Here is an 18,480-nt window from a genome sequence, read left to right as displayed (position 1 = left end):
CCGACCTCTTCGGAAAGGGAGTTCAGCATGCCCGTACGCTCCGGCTGGCTGTCCCCGGACGGCCAGTCCCGCGAGGACACCCGCCTCGTCTCACTCGGCGCCCTCACCCCGACCTCGGCCGTCGCCACCCGCTCCGGCATCCTGCCGGGCTCCGGCGACGGCCAGTGGCATGTCTCCGGCCTCGCCGTGACCGGCACGACGGGCGCCATGACCGCCTCCGTCAGCCCCGGCCGGGCGGTCGTCCAGGGCGCCGACGGCCAGGGCGCCTACCCGGTCGCCCTGACCCAGTACCTGCCCCTGACCTTCGCCGACGGCGACGCCCAGTACGGCAGGATCGACCTCGTCGTCCTGCGGGTCTACGACGACGCCTACGACGGCTCGGGCCGCACCGAGGCCGTCGTCGAGATCGTCAAGGGCACCCCGGCCGCCACCCCCGCCGTCCCCGCCACGCCCTCCCTCGCGCTCCCGCTCTACCAGGTCACGGTGGCGAAGGGCACGAGCGCGGGCGGCGGCGGGATCCCCTGGTCCACCGCCCTCGCCGACCAGCGGCAGGCCACGGTCGCCGTCGGCGGCATCCTGCCGGTCACCATCGGCAGCACCGCCGGCGCCTACCCCGGCCAGTACCGCGACAACTACGGCCAGCTGCAACGCTGGACCGGCACCGCCTGGGCCGACTACCCGGTCCTGCCGACCTGGCAGAGCTGGACCCCGACCTGGACGACCAGCACGGGCAACGCCACACCGTCGTTCGGCAACGCGACCGTCAACTGCCGTTACCTCAAGTCCGGTACGACCGTGCACCTCAACTTCTCGATCGTGTTCGGCACCACCACCGACTTCGGCACCAGCCCCACCAACTCGGACAACTGGCGCTTCTCGCTGCCGGTGACCGCGGCCGCCGCCCAGCCCGTGGTCGGCTTCACCGAGCTGTCCGCGGCGGCCAACGCCCGCGCGATGGGCCGGATCTACCTGGGCACGACCGGCACCTTCGAGCTGAACATCGGCACGGGCCGGGTCGACGCCACCGCGATCGGCTCCGCCGGCCAGGGCGTCGTGGACGCCCTCTCCCCCTGGACGTGGGCCTCGACCCACGCCATCCGCGGCACCGCCACCTACGAGGCCGCCGCATGAGCGTCCTCAACACGCCCTACCGGGCGATCTTCTGCGACCTGCTCACCGACAACACCATCGACATCCTCCCGCTGCGCGATGTCACCGTCGACGACTACATCGGCAAGGCCGGCTCCCTCTCCGGCACCATCCCCGTCCCCAACGCGGAGATGGCCGCCCGGGTCCGCCGTATCGAGGAGGGCCGCACCGCGGTCTACCTCCAGCGCGGCAACGACCTGTGGTGGGGCGGCATCATCTGGACCAGCACCCTGCAGAGCGACGACCAGGGCGTCCTCACCCTCGGCATCCAGGCGGCGACCTTCGAGTCGTACGCGGGCCGCCGGCTGATCCGGGCGACGACCGCCGCGTACGACGCCGGCTACCGGCTGACGTTCACCGACACGGACCAGCTGGCCATCGCCCGGGGCCTGTGGAACGACATGCAGACCTCCCTGGACGGCGGGGACATCCTCGTCACCTACGGCACCGAGACCTCCGACATCGTCCGTACGGTCACCTACCGGGACGGCGACGAGACCTCCTACCTGGATGCGCTGGACGCCCTGGCCGCCCTGGAGCACGGCTTCGAGTACCACGTCACCGTGTACACCGACCCGGTCTCGGGCGCCCGGGTGCGCCGCCTGGTCCTGGGCCACGACAAGATCAAGACTGGCAGCACCGACCTGGTCCTGGACCGGCCCGGCACGATCCTGTCGTACTCCTTCCCGCGCGACGCGACCCGCGGCGGCACCACCGCCCGCGCCCGGGGCGCCTCCACCAACACCGACCAGGCCAGCGAGTCCCGACCGCTCGCCTCCACGGTCGCGGTCGCCGACCAGCTGATCGGGACGGCGGCCGGGCACGCCGGATATCCGCGCATCGACCTGACCTCGGACCACAACGAGATCACCGCCCCGGCGACCCTCGACGCCATCGCCCGCACCGAACTCACCGCCGCCACCGGGGCGGTGGTGATCCCCGAGATCAGTGTCCGCCTCGACGACCTGGTGCCGACGGCGCTGCTCGGCCGCACCGCCCGTATCCGGATCAGGGACGAGTGGTTCACCGAGGGCCTCGACGCCCGCTACCGGATCATCGGCGTCAAGGTCAGCCCGGCCCAGCGCGGCCGCCCGGACACCGCCGAGCTCTATCTGGAGGAGGCCGACTGATGCCCCAGTTGCCCGAAGACATCATCGACCGGCTGACCCAGATGGAACGCCGGATCCAGCAGCTGTCCACCGCCGTCAACAGCCGCCCCGCCCTCAACACGGTCGCGGGCGGCGCCCTCTCGGTCGGCCCGTCCGGCGGACCCGTCATCTTCCGGGTCGGCAACTGGAACGGCACCGAGTACCAGATGGACCTCCGCCGCCAGACCGGCAACCGGGCCCTGAGCATGTACAACGGCGACGGCACCGCCACCTCGCAGCAGCCGCTGCGGATCTACGACACCGCGGAGCGCGAGATCTTCTCGGACGACGTCGGCAACGGCGGCCTGGCCCGGCCCTGGCTGGCCATGCTGCCGCCGCAGGACTCGACGTACACCCGCTGGCCGCAGACCACGGCGACCGCCATGACGACGGTCGCGATGTCCTACAACGTGGCCTGGCAGCCGAAGATGCGGCTCCTGATGAACACCCGCGTCACCACCGGCTACACCGGCAGCGTCCAGGTCCTCGTCAACGGCGTCCAGTGGGGCAGCACGGTCGCCGCCGGCTCCGACTTCAACTACGAGGGCCTGATCAGCTCCGACTTCGGCTCGGTCTTCGGCACCCTGCTCAAGGTCGAGATCCAGGCCATGGCCGCGAGCGGCGGCACCGTCTACGTCAACCCCGTACTGATGCACGGCCGCCAGACCTGACTCCGGAAAGGCACCTCCCACCATGGACATCGACACCTCCCAGCCCTGGGGCCTGGCCATCGACTTCGCCGGCCGCGCCACCCTCACCGAGGCCGGCCACACCATCTACGTCAACGTCTCCGACACCAGCCTGAGCAGCATCATCGCCCCCGACTCGATCACCGGCACCTACTCCCCGGTCACGGTCACCGCCCAGTTCACCGAGACCGGCGCGAACGGCTCCGTCCTGCGCGGCAACGGCCGCGTCACCGTCATGCCGGTCGGCACGGACCCGGTCGTCCCCGACCAGACCGCGGTCCAGCGAGCGGTGACCGCCGCCCTCGCCAACTTCCAGGAGAACACGGCGGCCTACCGGGCCCTGTGCGAGCTGTGGCCGAGCGGCGGGGACGACACGGGAGGCGGTGCGGACGACGGATCGGGCAACACCGATACGACGGACACGACCACCGGCGCCTAGCCGATCCCCCGCTCCCGCCCGCCCCGAGCCGCTCCCGCCGGCCGGGGTTTTCTCATGCCCGCGTCACCCCGAAGGACCCGCCCATGGCCACACCCCTCTCCGCCGACGCCCTGCTCTCCGCCCTCCGGAAGGAGGGTGTCAGCGTCGTCGAACACGCCGGCTGGCGCACCAACAACCGCAACCACAAGGGCAGTTGGGGCCCGGTCAACGGCGTGATCATCCACCACACCGTCACCTTCGGCACCACCGCCACCGTCAGCCTCTGCTTCAACGGCCGCTCCGACCTCCCCGGCCCCCTCTGCCACGGCGTCATCGCCAAGGACGGCACGGTCCACCTGGTCGGCAACGGCCGAGCCAACCACGCGGGCAGCGGCGACGGCGACGTACTGGAAGCGGTGATCGCCGAACGCGCCACGCTCCCCGCCCCCGACGAGAACGACACCGACGGCAACGTCCACTTCTACGGCTTCGAGTGCGTCAACCTCGGCGACGGCAAGGACCCCTGGCCCGAGGTCCAGCTGGACGCCATGGCCCGCGCGTCGGCCGCGCTGTGCCGGGCGCACGGCTGGACGGCGGCCTCCGTCATCGGCCACAAGGAGTGGACCAGCGCCAAGATCGACCCGCGCGGCTTCACCATGGCGGACTTCCGGGCCAGGGTTTCCCAGCTGCTCGGTGAGCAGCCGACGGAGACCACCCCCGCCAAGCCCGCCCACCAGCCCTTCCCCGGCGCCGCCTGGTTCAAGAAGAACCCCAAGTCCCCCGTCATCACCGCGATGGGCAAGCGCCTGGTCGCCGAAGGCTGCTCCGCGTACACCGAAGGACCCGGCCCCCAGTGGACCGACGCCGACCGCGCGTCGTACGCCAAGTGGCAGCGCAGGCGCGGCTACACCGGCACCGCCGCCGACGGCTGGCCCGGCGCGAAGTCCTGGGCCGCGCTCAAGGTGCCGTACACCAAGGAGATCTGACCCATGAAGGACTCCACCAAGCGCACCCTGCGCACCACCCTCCAGACCACGGTCGGCGTCGCGGTCATGCTCCCGGAGATCGTCCGGGCCTCCGGCGTCCCGGAGTCCCTCCCCTGGGCCGCCGGTGCGCTCGCCGTCGCGGGCGGCCTGGCCCGGGTCATGGCCCTGCCCGGCGTCCAGGCACTGCTGCCCTCGTGGCTGCGGACGGAAGGAGGCGCGGATGGGTGACCCCGACCCGAATGACCCGATCGCCGTCGCCCTGGAACTGGAGCGCCTCCGCGGCACCTTGGAGGCCGGCTTCGCCCGCGTCGACGGTTCCCTCGCCCTGCTCGTCCAGCGCAGCGACCAGACCGACAAACAACTCGCCGACCACGAACAGCGCTTGGACGCCCTGGAGCGCTCCCGCTGGCCACTGACGAGCATCGGTGCGCTGGCCGCCGTAGCGACTGTGATGGTCACGGCGTGGGAACTGACCCCGCACTAGAGAACGCCGAAGGGCGGTCACCCCGTACGAAACGGGGTGACCGCCCTTCAACTCATGCTGCTCGCTTACTGGTTGTACGGACCGTAGTCGTAGTCCTCCAGCGGAACGGCCTGGCCGGAGCCCGTGCCGAACGGCGAGTAGTCGATGTCGTCGTAGCCGACGGCCGAGTACATCGCGGCCTTGGCCTCCTCGGTCGGCTCGACCCGGATGTTGCGGTAGCGGGACAGACCCGTACCGGCCGGGATGAGCTTACCGATGATGACGTTCTCCTTGAGGCCGATCAGGGAGTCGGACTTGGCGTTGATCGCCGCGTCCGTGAGGACCCTGGTCGTCTCCTGGAAGGACGCCGCCGACAGCCACGACTCGGTCGCCAGCGAGGCCTTGGTGATACCCATCAGCTGCGGACGGCCGGAGGCCGGGTGGCCGCCTTCCTGGACCACACGACGGTTCTCGACCTCGAACTTCGAGCGCTCGACCAGCTCGCCGGGCAGCAGCTCGGCGTCGCCGGACTCGATGATCGTCACACGGCGGAGCATCTGCCGGATGATGATCTCGATGTGCTTGTCGTGGATCGACACACCCTGCGAGTTGTAGACCTTCTGGACCTCGCCGACCAGGTGGACCTGGACGGCACGCTGACCCAGGATGCGCAGCACGTCGTGCGGGTTGGTGGCACCCACGGTGAGCTTCTGGCCCACCTCGACGTGCTCGCCCTCGCTGACCAGAAGACGGGCACGCTTCGAGATCGGGAACGCCGTCTCGTCGCTGCCGTCGTCCGGGGTGACGACGATCTTCTTGGTCTTCTCCGTCTCCTCGATGCGAACGCGACCGCTCGCCTCGGAGATCGGCGCGACACCCTTCGGGGTACGGGCCTCGAAGAGCTCGACGACACGCGGCAGACCCTGGGTGATGTCGTCACCGGCCACACCACCGGTGTGGAAGGTACGCATCGTCAGCTGGGTACCGGGCTCACCGATGGACTGGGCGGCGATGATGCCGACCGCCTCACCGATGTCGACCAGCTTGCCGGTGGCCAGGGAGCGGCCGTAGCACATGGCGCAGGTGCCGACCTGGGACTCACAGGTCAGGATCGAGCGGGTCTTGACCTCCTCGACCCCGTGGAACACCAGCTGGTCGATGAGCACGTCACCGAGGTCCACGTTGGCCGGCGCGATCACCTTGCCGTCGATGACGACGTCCTCGGCGAGCATGCGGGCGTAGACGCTGGTCTCGACGTCGTCCGCCTTGCGCAGCACACCGTCGGCGCCACGGTTGGCGATCCGCAGCTTCAGACCGCGCTCGGTGCCACAGTCCTCCTCGCGGATGATGACGTCCTGCGAGACGTCCACCAGACGACGGGTCAGGTAACCCGAGTCGGCGGTACGCAGAGCGGTGTCGGCGAGACCCTTACGGGCACCGTGAGTCGAGATGAAGTACTCCAGCACCGACAGGCCCTCACGGAAGGAGGCCTTGATCGGACGCGGGATCGTCTCGTTCTTGGCGTTCGACACCAGACCACGCATACCGGCGATCTGCCGCATCTGCATCATGTTTCCTCGGGCACCCGAGTCAACCATCATGAAGATGGGGTTCGTCTTGGGGAAGTTCTCGTTCATCGCCTCGGCGACCTCGTTGGTCGCCTTGGTCCAGATCGCGATGAGCTCCTGAGTGCGCTCTTCCTTGGTGATCAGACCGCGCTCGTACTGCTTCTGGACCTTCTCGTCCTGCGCCTCGTAGCCCTTGACGATCTCCTTCTTCGCCTCGGGAACGACGACGTCGGAGATGGCGACGGTGACACCGGAACGGGTCGCCCAGTAGAAGCCGGCCGCCTTCAGGTTGTCGAGCGTCGCCGCCACGATGACCTTGGGGTAGCGCTCGGCGAGGTCGTTGACGATCTCGGAGAGCTGCTTCTTGCCGACCGAGTAGTCGACGAACGGGTAGTCCTCGGGCAGCAGCTCGTTGAAGAGCGCGCGGCCCAGGGTGGTGTTCAGACGGAACGAGTCACCGTTCTGCCACTCCGGCTCACCCTCCTCGCGCACCGGCGGGGTCCAGCCGCGCGGCGGGATGGTGCCCACCGGGAAGCGGATGTCGACCTGCGACTGGAGCGCGAGCTCGCCGGCGTCGAACGCCATGATCGCCTCGGCCGTGGAGCCGAACGAACGGCCCTCGCCCTTGGTGTCACGGAGCTCACCGTCGGTGGTGAGGAAGAACAGACCGAGGACCATGTCCTGGGTCGGCATCGTCACCGGACGGCCGTCGGCGGGCTTGAGGATGTTGTTCGAGGACAGCATCAGGATGCGGGCCTCGGCCTGCGCCTCCGCGGAGAGCGGCAGGTGGACGGCCATCTGGTCACCGTCGAAGTCCGCGTTGAACGCGGTGCAGACGAGCGGGTGGATCTGGATGGCCTTGCCCTCGACCAGCTGCGGCTCGAAGGCCTGGATGCCGAGGCGGTGCAGGGTGGGAGCACGGTTCAGCAGCACCGGGTGCTCGGCGATGACCTCTTCGAGGACGTCGTACACGACGGTGCGGCCGCGCTCCACCATGCGCTTGGCGCTCTTGATGTTCTGCGCGTGGTTCAGGTCGACCAGGCGCTTCATCACGAACGGCTTGAAGAGCTCCAGCGCCATGGCCTTGGGCAGACCGCACTGGTGCAGCTTCAGCTGCGGGCCGACGACGATGACGGAACGCGCCGAGTAGTCGACTCGCTTGCCGAGCAGGTTCTGACGGAATCGACCCTGCTTGCCCTTCAGCATGTCGCTGAGGGACTTCAGCGGGCGGTTACCGGGACCGGTGACCGGGCGACCACGACGACCGTTGTCGAAGAGGGCGTCAACAGCCTCCTGAAGCATGCGCTTCTCGTTGTTGACGATGATCTCCGGAGCACCCAGGTCGAGCAGGCGCTTCAGACGGTTGTTGCGGTTGATCACACGGCGGTACAGGTCGTTCAGGTCGGAGGTCGCGAAACGGCCACCGTCCAGCTGCACCATCGGGCGAAGGTCCGGCGGAATGACCGGGACGCAGTCGAGGACCATGCCCTTGGGGCTGTTGGAGGTCTGCAGGAAGGCAGACACGACCTTCAGCCGCTTCAGCGCACGGGTCTTCTTCTGGCCCTTGCCGGTACGGATGATCTCGCGGAGGCGCTCGGCCTCCTCCTCCAGGTCGAAGGACTCCAGGCGCTTCTGCAGCGCCGCGGCACCCATCGAACCGTCGAAGTACGTGCCGAAGCGGTCCCGCAGCTCGCGGTAGAGCAGCTCGTCACCTTCGAGGTCCTGGACCTTGAGGTTCTTGAAGCGGGTCCACACCTCGTCGAGACGGTCGATCTCGCGCTGCGCACGGTCACGCAGCTGCTTCATCTCACGCTCGGCACCCTCGCGCACCTTGCGGCGCACATCGGCCTTGGCACCCTCGGCCTCGAGCTCGGCCAGGTCGGTCTCGAGCTTCTTGGCGCGGGCCTCCAGGTCGGAGTCGCGACGGTTCTCGATCTGCTGCCGCTCGACGGAGACATGCGCCTCCAGGGAGGGCAGGTCACGCGTACGGCGCTCCTCGTCGACGTACGTGATCATGTACGCCGCGAAGTAGATGACCTTCTCGAGGTCCTTGGGCGCCAGGTCCAGCAGGTAGCCGAGGCGCGAAGGAACACCCTTGAAGTACCAGATGTGCGTGACGGGCGCGGCCAGCTCGATGTGGCCCATCCGCTCACGGCGCACCTTGGCGCGAGTCACCTCGACGCCACAGCGCTCACAGATGATGCCCTTGAAGCGGACACGCTTGTACTTGCCGCAGTAGCACTCCCAGTCCCGGGTCGGACCGAAGATCTTCTCGCAGAAGAGTCCGTCCTTTTCGGGCTTGAGGGTGCGGTAGTTGATGGTCTCGGGCTTCTTGACCTCGCCGTGGCTCCACTGACGGATGTCGTCCGCGGTGGCCAGGCCGATCCGGAGCTCGTCGAAGAAGTTGACGTCGAGCACTATGCGTCAATCCCTCTCAGGGTCGTAAGTCTTGGGGTCTGATACGGGGGTCCTGGGGCCGGACGGGCTCATGGTCGTGAGCCCGCCCGAACTCCCGTCAGACCTCTTCGACGCTGCTCGGCTCGCGCCGGGACAGGTCGATGCCGAGCTCCTCCGCAGCGCGGAAGACATCCTCGTCGGTGTCACGCATCTCGATGGACATACCGTCGCTGGACAGCACCTCCACGTTCAGGCAGAGCGACTGCATCTCCTTGATGAGCACCTTGAAGGACTCGGGGATGCCGGGCTCGGGGATGTTCTCGCCCTTGACGATCGCCTCGTAGACCTTCACGCGGCCCGTGACGTCGTCGGACTTGATCGTCAGCAGCTCCTGGAGGGCGTACGCGGCGCCGTATGCCTCCAGCGCCCACACCTCCATCTCACCGAAGCGCTGACCACCGAACTGCGCCTTACCACCCAGCGGCTGCTGGGTGATCATCGAGTACGGACCGGTCGAACGGGCGTGGAGCTTGTCGTCGACCAGGTGGTGCAGCTTCAGGATGTACATGTACCCGATGGAGATCGGGTCCGGGAACGGCTCACCGGAGCGGCCGTCGAACAGCCGCGCCTTACCGGTCGGCTGCACCATGCGGTCGCCGTCGCGGTTCGGAATGGTGTGGTTCAGCAGACCCGCGAGCTCGTCCTCACGCGCACCGTCGAACACCGGGGTGGCGACATTGGTGCCGGCGGCGACCTGGTCGGCGCCGATGGCCTGGAGGCGCTGCGCCCAGTCCTCGCCGAGACCGGAGACGTCCCAGCCGCGGCTGGCGAGCCAGCCGAGGTGGATCTCCAGGACCTGTCCCGGGTTCATTCGGGACGGGACACCGAGCGGGTTGAGGATGATGTCGACCGGAGTTCCGTCCTCGAGGAACGGCATGTCCTCGATCGGAAGGATCTTCGAGATAACACCCTTGTTGCCGTGACGGCCGGCGAGCTTGTCACCGTCCGTGATCTTGCGCTTCTGCGCCACGTAGACACGAACCAGCTGGTTCACGCCCGGCGGCAGCTCGTCGCCCTCTTCACGGTCGAAGACGCGGACGCCGATGACCTTGCCGATCTCGCCGTGCGGCACCTTCAGGGAGGTGTCACGGACCTCACGGGCCTTCTCACCGAAGATCGCGCGGAGCAGGCGCTCCTCCGGCGTCAGCTCGGTCTCACCCTTGGGCGTGACCTTGCCGACGAGGATGTCACCGGCGACGACCTCGGCACCGATCCGGATGATGCCGCGCTCGTCGAGGTCGGCGAGGACCTCCTCGGAGACGTTCGGGATGTCCCGGGTGATCTCCTCGGGGCCGAGCTTGGTGTCACGGGCGTCGACCTCGTGCTCCTCGATGTGGATCGAGGAGAGGACGTCGTCCTGCACGAGGCGCTGCGACAGGATGATCGCGTCCTCGTAGTTGTGACCCTCCCACGGCATGAACGCCACGAGCAGGTTCTTGCCCAGCGCCATCTCGCCGTTCTCGGTGGCCGGACCGTCGGCCAGGACCTGGCCCTCGATGATCCGGTCGCCCTCGTTGACGATGACCTTCTGGTTGACCGAGGTGCCCTGGTTGGAGCGGGCGAACTTGGCCAGGCGGTACGTGATGTACGTGCCGTCGTCGTTGGCCGTGGTGATGTAGTCCGCGGAGACCTCCTGGACCACACCCGCCTTCTCGGCCTTGACCACGTCGCCGGCGTCGACGGCGGAGCGGTACTCCATGCCGGTGCCGACGAGCGGGGACTCGCTCTTGATCAGGGGCACGGCCTGACGCATCATGTTCGCGCCCATGAGGGCACGGTTGGCGTCGTCGTGCTCGAGGAACGGGATCATGGCGGTCGCGACCGACACCATCTGGCGCGGCGAGACGTCCATGTAGTCCACGTCGTCACCGGGGACGTAGTCGACCTCGCCGCCACGACGGCGGACCAGGACGCGGTTCTCGGTGAAGCGCAGTTCGTCGTCGAGCGTGGCGTTGGCCTGCGCGATGACGAATCGGTCCTCTTCGTCGGCCGTGAGGTAGTCGACCTCGTCGGTGACGACACCGTCGACGACCTTGCGGTACGGCGTCTCCACGAAACCGAACGCGTTGACGCGGCCGTAGGAGGCGAGCGAACCGATCAGACCGATGTTCGGGCCTTCGGGCGTCTCGATCGGGCACATACGGCCGTAGTGAGACGGGTGCACGTCACGGACCTCGAAGCCGGCCCGCTCACGGGAGAGACCACCCGGACCAAGAGCCGACAGACGGCGCTTGTGGGTGAGACCCGACAGCGGGTTGTTCTGGTCCATGAACTGCGACAGCTGGCTGGTGCCGAAGAACTCCTTGATGGAGGCGACGACCGGCCGGATGTTGATCAGGGTCTGCGGCGTGATCGCCTCGACGTCCTGGGTCGTCATGCGCTCACGCACGACGCGCTCCATACGAGCCAGACCCGTACGGACCTGGTTCTGGATGAGCTCGCCGACGCTGCGCAGACGACGGTTGCCGAAGTGGTCGATGTCGTCGGTCTCGACGACGATGCTCACACCGCTGTCGCCGACCGTCTCGGTCTCGCCCGCGTGCAGCTTGACCAGGTACTTGATCGTCGAGATGACGTCCTCGACGGTCAGGACGCCCGCGTCGAGCGGAGCCTCCGCACCCAGCTTCTTGTTGACCTTGTAGCGGCCGACCTTGGCCAGGTCGTAGCGCTTCGGGTTGAAGTAGAGGTTCTCGAGCAGCGTCTGCGCGGCCTCACGCGTCGGCGGCTCGCCCGGACGCAGCTTGCGGTAGATGTCGAGCAGCGCGTCGTCCTGGCCCTGGGTGTGGTCCTTCTCCAGGGTGGCGCGCATCGACTCGTACTCGCCGAACTCCTCCAGGATCTGCTCGGTGGTCCAGCCGAGAGCCTTGAGGAGGACGGTCACGGACTGCTTGCGCTTGCGGTCGATGCGGACACCGACCATGTCGCGCTTGTCGATCTCCATCTCCAGCCAGGCACCCCGGGACGGGATGATCTTGGCCGAGAAGATGTCCTTGTCGGACGTCTTGTCGATGGAGGAGTCGAAGTAGACACCCGGCGAGCGGACCAGCTGCGACACCACGACACGCTCGGTGCCGTTGATGACGAAGGTGCCCTTGTGGGTCATGAGCGGGAAGTCGCCCATGAAGACCGTCTGGGACTTGATCTCGCCGGTCTCGTTGTTGGTGAACTCAGCCGTCACGAAGAGCGGGGCCGCGTACGTGAAGTCGCGGTCCTTGCACTCGTCGATGCTGTTCTTCGGCGGCTCGAAGCGGTGGTCGCGGAACGTCAGCGACATCGACCCGGAGAAGTCCTCGATCGGGGAGATCTCCTCGAAGATCTCCTCCAGACCGGACTTGGTGGGGACGTCCTGACCGGACTCCAGAGCCTCCTCGACCCGACTCTGCCAGGCGGTGTTCCCGAGCAGCCAGTCAAAGCTCTCGGTCTGCAGCGCGAGCAGGTTCGGAACCTCGAGAGGCTCCTTGATCTTTGCAAAGGAAATGCGCAGCGGGGCAGTGCTGGCGCCGTTGTTCATATTCGCGTTCGAGGCAGTGCGCGAGGCGGCCAAGAGGGGGTCCTTCCGAGGGCTCGGACTCACTACGCGCGTACCGGTCCCTCTCCGCCCACAGCGATAGAAATCCCAGGTCAGGGATCTTCTGATCGTCGTGGCTCAGGCGAGGGCAGACCCCTGGTGACGGGCAGGGGACAGCTAACAGGCAGCGCAAAGGGTCAGTGTAGCCACTTGGCGCACTGATGTCCAGCCCCGATTTTCTGTGACCCTCGTTGTCCTCAACGCCTTCGGCATGCCTGCCCTCAACGCACGTTGATACTGCCCTCTTCGTCGCCGATCCATGCCTCGGATTCGGACCGTTCTGGCGACGCGTCCTGAGAATTGCGCGCTGCGTGCGGTTCGTCAAGGCCTGTCTCGCCCCGACCGGTCGCCACCAGGGGTGCTCAGAGGCACGACGAAGATCACCATACCCCTCGCGCACCCGGGGACAAGTCCGCCGCCACAGGGACCCCGGGAACGCCGAAGAGCGACCACCCGGATGGATGATCGCTCTTCAGCGCTATTGCGTTACAGGCCTATGGGGCCTGCAAAAGGTCTTACTTGACCTCGACGGAGGCACCGGCGGCCTTGAGGGCCTCGGCAGCCTTCTCCGCGGCCTCCTTGTTGACCTTCTCGACGACAGCCTTCGGCGTGCCGTCGACGAGGTCCTTGGCCTCCTTCAGACCCAGGGAGGTCAGCTCACGCACGACCTTGATGACCTGGATCTTCTTCTCGCCGGCGCCGGTGAGGATGACGTCGAACTCGTCCTGCTCCTCAGCGGCCTCGGCCGGGGCGCCGGGGACGGCGGGGCCGGCAACGGCGACGGCCGCGGCGGCGGTGACGTCGAACTTCTCCTCGAACGCCTTCACGAACTCGGAGAGCTCGATGAGGGTGAGGGACTCGAACTGCTCGAGCAGCTCTTCCTGGGACAGCTTCGTCGCCATGTCGGGCGATCCTTCCACTTGATCGGCTGGTGCCGTGATGTACATGTCGGCGGGCGTACGTTCGGCCCGCGTCGACCACTTCCGCCTCAGGCGGCCGCGGTCAATGTGCGAGCCGAGTTACTCGGCACCGCCCTGCTCGGCCTGCTTGGCGCGAAGAGCGTCCACGGTGCGGACGAGCTTCGAGGGAAGCGCCTGGAAGAGCTGCGCAGCCTGAGTCTGCTTGCCCTTGAAGGCACCCGCCAGCTTGGCGAGCAGAACCTCGCGGGACTCGAGGTCCGCGAGCTTCTTGATCTCGTCGGCGGACAGCGCCTTGCCGTCAAGGACACCGCCCTTGATGACGAGGTTCGGGTTGTCCTTGGCGAAGTCACGAAGACCCTTCGCCGACACCACCGGGTCACCGGTGATGAAGGCGACCGCCGTCGGACCGTTGAACAGGTCGTCGAGCGTGTTGATCCCGGCCTCGTTGGCCGCGATCTTGGTCAGCGTGTTCTTCACCACGGCGTACTGGGCGTCTTCACCGAGCGAACGACGCAGCGTCTTGAGCTGCGCCACGGTGAGACCCCGGTACTCGGTCAGCACAGCGGCGTTCGAGCTGCGGAACTGGTCCGCGAGCTCGGCTACCGCGGCAGCCTTGTCGGGCCTTGCCATAAGCGTGGCCTCCTTCCGGGTGATGAGGACCGCTCAGAAGGGGCTGCGGAAAACGAAACGCCCCGGCGCAGGCGCACGGGGCGTGGCTCGACCGGGACTCGCACGCTGTTGGGCAGCGAACTCCGGGAGCAACTTCCACAGTCACCTGCGCGGGTCGTCCGCGATTTTCAGCGGATCCTTCGGCCACCGAACCCTCTTGCGAGCGCACGGCAACGACCAGCGGTCTTTGGCTTCTCCGAGAGAGTACGTGACCGCATCACTGTCAAGCAAATCGGCCCGTACTGTGCTCAGCGCGCGGTGTCCTTCGCCCGCTTGCGCAGATCCACCGTGTCGTCGGCGGCAGGGGCCCGGACGGTGACCGGCTTGCCGTAGGAGAGCACGGTGGTGAGGTCGAGTTCGCCGTGGCGTCCCATGCCCTGGGTGCGCAACTGCTTGACCCGGTCGTCGCCCCCGATCCAGACGTCCAGGGTGAGCTCGTCGACCTCCAGCCGGTCGTACTCGTCGAGGCCGGGGCCGAGCCGGGTGCGGGTGGCCTTCTTCTGCTCCTTGAGCCAGCCGCGCAGGGCGTCGAGGGTCGCCGTCCCCGTGTAGTGCGTGGTGGCGGCGCCGTCGACCTTCTCGGTGCCGTCGCGCCGTACGTCGTCGGCGGCGGCCAGGAAGGCGGCGTCCCGGGCCGGGTTCCGGGCGGCCTGGTCGCGCAGCAGGGTGACGTCCATCTTCAGGCCGCCGCCCGCCGTGAACTTCGCGGTCGGCCCGAAGCTGACCCAGTGTCTGCCGCCGACTTCCTTCACGTCCTTGTCGGCCACGTTCTCGTAGAGCACGCCGTCGACGAGACGGAACTCCATCCTGCCCGCCGAGGTGCCCGACTGGACCGTCGTCACGCGGGCCCGCGACGGCTCGACGGAGACCTGCGCCTCGGTGCTGACCCGGCCCGTCTCCGGTATGCGGCCGGTGGCGCGGTAGTGGACCGACGTCACGTCCTGCGACTTCTCGGCGGCCCGCGCGACGGCGTCCGCGGCGGACGTCCCGGAGGACTCCCCCGCGCCGCTGCCGGCGCCGCAGCCGGCCAGCAGGAGCGCGGCGAGCGGCACGGCGGCGCGTACGGCAGATCTCATGGAATCCCCCCGAGGAACACATGGCTGATGCGTGGTCGGCGCACAGCGAAGATCGTGAGCCTAATCCCTCAGGGGGTGGAGCCGCCGCCCGGTTTCCTCAGCGCTTCTTCAGCAGCGCCTTGAAGTCCTCGGTGTCGGCGGCCGGCGGCTTCTCGACGGAGACGCGCACGCCGTAGTCGCTGTAGAGGGCGGTCTGGGTCACCTGATCGGTCGCCGTCCGGCTCTTCTCGACCTTCTTGACCAGCAGGTTCCTGTCGTCGACCCAGATGTCGACGGTCTCGGTGGTGACCCCGGCCCGGTCGAGCTGCCGGCGCAAATCCGCGTCGGTGACGTCCGCCACCGCGACGGTCCCGGAGTAGTGCGTGGCGCTCCGCCCGCCCACCTTCTCCGCGCCGACCCGGCGCACGTCCTCGGAGTCCAGCAGCAGCTTCACGGACTGGTCGGGCGTGGTGCTGCGCATCTGATCGGCGAAGTTGGCGCCGCCGCCGAGGGTCTTGAGGTCCTCGTAGGCGTACTTCACCCAGTGTTTGCCGCCGATCCTCGCCGCGAACGTGTCCCCCATGCGCGCGTAGTAGGCGTCGGCGAGATAGCGGGCCTCCATCGAGGTCACACCCAGCTCCCGCATGGTGTCGGCCACCGTGCCACCGGTGTACGTGATCGTCATCCGGCCGGTGAGCCCGTCCCGCCAGCCGATGGCGCCGTCGCCCTTGACGGACAGCTGGGTGCCCATGACCGTGACGCTGCTCACCCGGGCCGACGCGGCCTGTTCGGTGGTGCGCTCGGCGGAGCGCAGGGCCGCCGCGACGGAGCCGGAGGGTGTCGCCTCACGGCTCTGTGCGGGCTTGTCGTCGGAGGAGCCGGAGGAGGTGCAGCCGGCCACGCCCACCAGTACGGCCACCACCGCGACCGAGCAGACCGTACGGCCCCCCGTGCTGCTCTTCATGCGTCCCCCTGTGCGTGTCGGCCCTGTCCAGACGCTAACTCAGGGCGCGCTCCCCGCACATGGGAACGGGCCCCGCACCTCGGAAGGTGCGGGGCCCGTGACCGGACTTCGGGTGAGCCTCAGGCTCAGACCGCCGCCGGGTCCTCCTCGACGAGGAGGTTGCGGGTGCGGTTCGGGTCGAGCTGGATGCCGGGGCCCATGGTGGTGCTGACCGCGGCCTTCTTGATGTAGCGACCCTTGGCGGCGGACGGCTTCAGACGGAGGATCTCCTCCAGCGCCGCGCCGTAGTTCTCCACCAGCTTGGTGTCGTCGAAGGACGTCTTGCCGATGATGAAGTGCAGGTTCGAGTGCTTGTCGACGCGGAACTCGATCTTGCCGCCCTTGATGTCGGTCACAGCCTTGGTGACATCGGGGGTGACGGTGCCGGTCTTGGGGTTCGGCATGAGACCACGCGGACCGAGCACGCGGCCGAGGCGGCCGACCTTGCCCATGAGGTCCGGGGTGGCGACGACGGCGTCGAAGTCCAGACGGCCCTTCGCCACCTCGTCGATGAGCTCGTCGGAGCCGACGATGTCGGCGCCCGCGGCGAGTGCGGCCTCGGCACGGTCACCGGTCGCGAAGACCAGGACCCGGGCGGTCTTACCGGTGCCGTGCGGGAGGTTCACGGTGCCACGGACCATCTGGTCGGCCTTGCGCGGGTCGACACCCAGACGGAAGGCGACCTCGACGGTGCCGTCGAACTTGGTCGTGGAGGTCTCCTTGGCGAGACGGACGGCCTCGAGGGGAGCGTAGAGCTTCTCCCGGTCGATCTTGGCGTCCGCAGCCTTGAGAGCCTTGCTGCGCTTGCTCACTGCTTCTCCTGGTGATTCTTAGGAGTCGTGGTACGGGCCGAGCAGGCCCCGCCACTTCTGCTGATGTACGGGTTTGGGGCTCAGCCCTCGACGACGACGCCCATGGAACGCGCGGTACCGGCGATGATCTTCGCGGCGGCGTCCAGGTCGTTGGCGTTGAGGTCGGGGAGCTTGGTGGTGGCGATCTCGCGGACCTGCGCCTCGGTGATCTTGGCGACCTTGGTCTTGTGCGGCTCGCCGGAGCCCTTCTCGATGCCCGCGGCCTTGAGGATCATCTTGGCGGCCGGCGGCGTCTTGGTGATGAAGGTGAAGGAACGGTCCTCGTAGACCGTGATCTCCACCGGGATCACCCAGCCACGCTGCGACTCGGTCGCGGCGTTGTACGCCTTGCAGAACTCCATGATGTTGACGCCGTGCTGACCCAGCGCGGGGCCGACCGGCGGAGCCGGGTTGGCGGCACCGGCCTGGATCTGGAGCTTGATGAGCCCCGTGACCTTCTTCTTCTTGGGAGGCATTACTCTCCGGGTCCTTTCAATCGAGGTGTGCCGGCGTCCGGGTCGCGTCCCGGATGCAGGCATACCGCACAACGATAACGGGTATAGGTGTGCGGCTAAAAACCGAGCAGGTCAGACAAGCTTTGACAGCCCGTCTGACCTGGTCGGAAGCGTGCGGTCCGAAGAACCTCAGTTCTTCTGGATCTGGTCGAAGGAGAGCTCGACCGGCGTCTCGCGGCCGAAGATCTCGACGAGGCCCTTGACCTTCTTCGAGTCGGCGTTGATCTCGTTGATCGTGGCCTGCAACGTGGCGAACGGGCCGTCGGTGACGGTGACCGAGTCGCCGACCTCGAAGTCCAGCACCTGGACCTCGACCTTGCGCTGCGGAGCGGGCTTGCCCTCGGCCTCGGCGGCCTCACGGGCGGCCTTCTCCTCGGCCTCCGGGGCGAGCATCTTGACGATCTCGTCCAGGGTCAGCGGGTACGGGTCGTAGGCGTTGCCCACGAAGCCGGTGACGCCGGGCGTGTTGCGGACGACGCCCCAGGACTCGTTCGTCAGGTCCATGCGCACCAGCACATAGCCGGGGAGCTTGTTCTGACGGATCGTCTTGCGCTCGCCGTTCTTGATCTGCGCGACCTCTTCCTGCGGCACCTCGGCCTGGAAGATGAAGTCCTCGACGTTCAGCGAAACAGCGCGCTGCTCGAGGTTGGTCTTCACGCGGTTCTCGTAACCGGCGTAGGTGTGGATGACGTACCACTCGCCGGGGAGGGTGCGCAGTTCCTCGCGCAGGGCGACGACGGGGTCGACCGGCTCGGCCGGCTCCTCCTCGACAGCCTCTTCCTCGTCCTCAACGGCCTCGACGTCGCCGCCGGACTCTTCCTCGGCGTCTTCGTCCTCGACGTGGAGGGCGGCTTCCTCGGCAGGCTCGCCCGCCTCGGTATCGGCAGCCTCGACCTCGTCCAGGTCCTCGTCCGCGCCCTCGATGATGTCGAGCTCGTCTTCCACGGACTCGTCCGGCTCGATGGCGTCGTTCAGGTTCTGGTCAGACACGGTGGCTGCTTCTTCCTGGATACATAGGGGT

Annotated in this window: 16 protein-coding genes; 7 read left to right on the top strand and 9 right to left on the bottom strand. The window is 67.8% G+C overall.

Translation table 11 applies throughout. The annotated features are described in order from the left end of the window. Window positions 1-27: 27 nt before the first annotated feature. The 7 genes from ABZ928_RS30755 (at window position 28) to ABZ928_RS30725 (ending at window position 4,874) form a co-directional block, all read left to right on the top strand. Window positions 28-1,131, top strand: a complete 1,104-nt coding sequence (locus ABZ928_RS30755; RefSeq protein ID WP_361526012.1) for a hypothetical protein — start codon at window positions 28-30, stop codon at window positions 1,129-1,131. Continuing rightward, window positions 1,128-2,279 (top strand): hypothetical protein, encoded by a 1,152-nt coding sequence (locus ABZ928_RS30750; RefSeq protein WP_361526010.1) that lies wholly within the window; start codon window positions 1,128-1,130, stop codon window positions 2,277-2,279. Before ABZ928_RS30755 ends, ABZ928_RS30750 begins: the two co-directional genes overlap by 4 nt. Then, window positions 2,279-2,968, top strand: coding sequence for a hypothetical protein (locus ABZ928_RS30745; RefSeq protein ID WP_361526008.1), 690 nt, complete (start codon window positions 2,279-2,281; stop codon window positions 2,966-2,968). Before ABZ928_RS30750 ends, ABZ928_RS30745 begins: the two co-directional genes overlap by 1 nt. Window positions 2,969-2,990: 22 nt before the next feature. Next, window positions 2,991-3,425 (top strand): ATP-binding protein, encoded by a 435-nt coding sequence (locus ABZ928_RS30740; RefSeq protein ID WP_361526006.1) that lies wholly within the window; start codon window positions 2,991-2,993, stop codon window positions 3,423-3,425. A gap of 83 nt (window positions 3,426-3,508) precedes the next feature. Beyond that, window positions 3,509-4,390, top strand: coding sequence for a peptidoglycan-binding protein (locus ABZ928_RS30735; RefSeq protein ID WP_361526003.1), 882 nt, complete (start codon window positions 3,509-3,511; stop codon window positions 4,388-4,390). Window positions 4,391-4,393: 3 nt separating this feature from the next. Beyond that, on the top strand, window positions 4,394-4,618 hold the full coding sequence (locus tag ABZ928_RS30730) for a hypothetical protein (RefSeq protein WP_361526000.1): 225 nt from the start codon (window positions 4,394-4,396) through the stop codon (window positions 4,616-4,618). Then, window positions 4,611-4,874 (top strand): hypothetical protein, encoded by a 264-nt coding sequence (locus tag ABZ928_RS30725; protein ID WP_361525997.1) that lies wholly within the window; start codon window positions 4,611-4,613, stop codon window positions 4,872-4,874. Before ABZ928_RS30730 ends, ABZ928_RS30725 begins: the two co-directional genes overlap by 8 nt. 65 nt (window positions 4,875-4,939) lie before the next feature. On the opposite strand, the gene ABZ928_RS30720 is transcribed toward ABZ928_RS30725, so the two are convergent. The 9 genes from ABZ928_RS30720 to nusG all read right to left on the bottom strand — a co-directional run bounded on the left by ABZ928_RS30720 (window position 4,940) and on the right by nusG (window position 18,449). Continuing rightward, window positions 4,940-8,839: a DNA-directed RNA polymerase subunit beta' gene (locus ABZ928_RS30720; RefSeq protein ID WP_361525995.1), complete on the bottom strand. Its 3,900-nt coding sequence runs from the start codon at window positions 8,837-8,839 to the stop codon at window positions 4,940-4,942. A gap of 97 nt (window positions 8,840-8,936) precedes the next feature. Further along, window positions 8,937-12,422 carry a DNA-directed RNA polymerase subunit beta gene (gene rpoB, locus ABZ928_RS30715; protein WP_361525992.1) on the bottom strand — a complete coding sequence of 1,162 codons (3,486 nt, stop codon included), beginning with the start codon at window positions 12,420-12,422 and terminating at the stop codon, window positions 8,937-8,939. A 539-nt stretch (window positions 12,423-12,961) separates the two neighbouring features. Then, a complete protein-coding gene (gene rplL / locus ABZ928_RS30710; protein ID WP_361525989.1) occupies window positions 12,962-13,348 on the bottom strand; it encodes a 50S ribosomal protein L7/L12 in 387 nt (128 codons plus the stop codon). Window positions 13,349-13,465: 117 nt separating this feature from the next. Beyond that, complete coding sequence (rplJ, locus tag ABZ928_RS30705; RefSeq protein WP_361525986.1) at window positions 13,466-13,996, bottom strand: 50S ribosomal protein L10; 531 nt, start codon at window positions 13,994-13,996, stop codon at window positions 13,466-13,468. 287 nt (window positions 13,997-14,283) lie between these two features. Then, entirely contained in the window at window positions 14,284-15,111 is an 828-nt protein-coding gene (locus ABZ928_RS30700) for an LppX_LprAFG lipoprotein (RefSeq protein ID WP_361525983.1), read from the bottom strand. Window positions 15,112-15,208: 97 nt separating this feature from the next. After that, on the bottom strand, window positions 15,209-16,054 hold the full coding sequence (locus tag ABZ928_RS30695) for a hypothetical protein (RefSeq protein ID WP_361525980.1): 846 nt from the start codon (window positions 16,052-16,054) through the stop codon (window positions 15,209-15,211). A 125-nt stretch (window positions 16,055-16,179) separates the two neighbouring features. Further along, window positions 16,180-16,905: a 50S ribosomal protein L1 gene (gene rplA, locus ABZ928_RS30690; protein WP_361525977.1), complete on the bottom strand. Its 726-nt coding sequence runs from the start codon at window positions 16,903-16,905 to the stop codon at window positions 16,180-16,182. A gap of 80 nt (window positions 16,906-16,985) precedes the next feature. After that, window positions 16,986-17,420 (bottom strand): 50S ribosomal protein L11, encoded by a 435-nt coding sequence (gene rplK / locus ABZ928_RS30685; protein WP_079312374.1) that lies wholly within the window; start codon window positions 17,418-17,420, stop codon window positions 16,986-16,988. Window positions 17,421-17,588: 168 nt separating this feature from the next. Next, window positions 17,589-18,449: a transcription termination/antitermination protein NusG gene (gene nusG / locus ABZ928_RS30680; protein WP_361525974.1), complete on the bottom strand. Its 861-nt coding sequence runs from the start codon at window positions 18,447-18,449 to the stop codon at window positions 17,589-17,591. Window positions 18,450-18,480: the final 31 nt, after the last annotated feature.

The organism is Streptomyces sp. NPDC046909, from assembly GCF_040644695.1.
Taxonomy (GTDB): Bacteria; Actinomycetota; Actinomycetes; order Streptomycetales; family Streptomycetaceae; genus Streptomyces.
The sequence above is the reverse complement of the archived record's forward strand: the minus strand, read 5'-3'. Positions and strand labels throughout refer to the sequence as shown.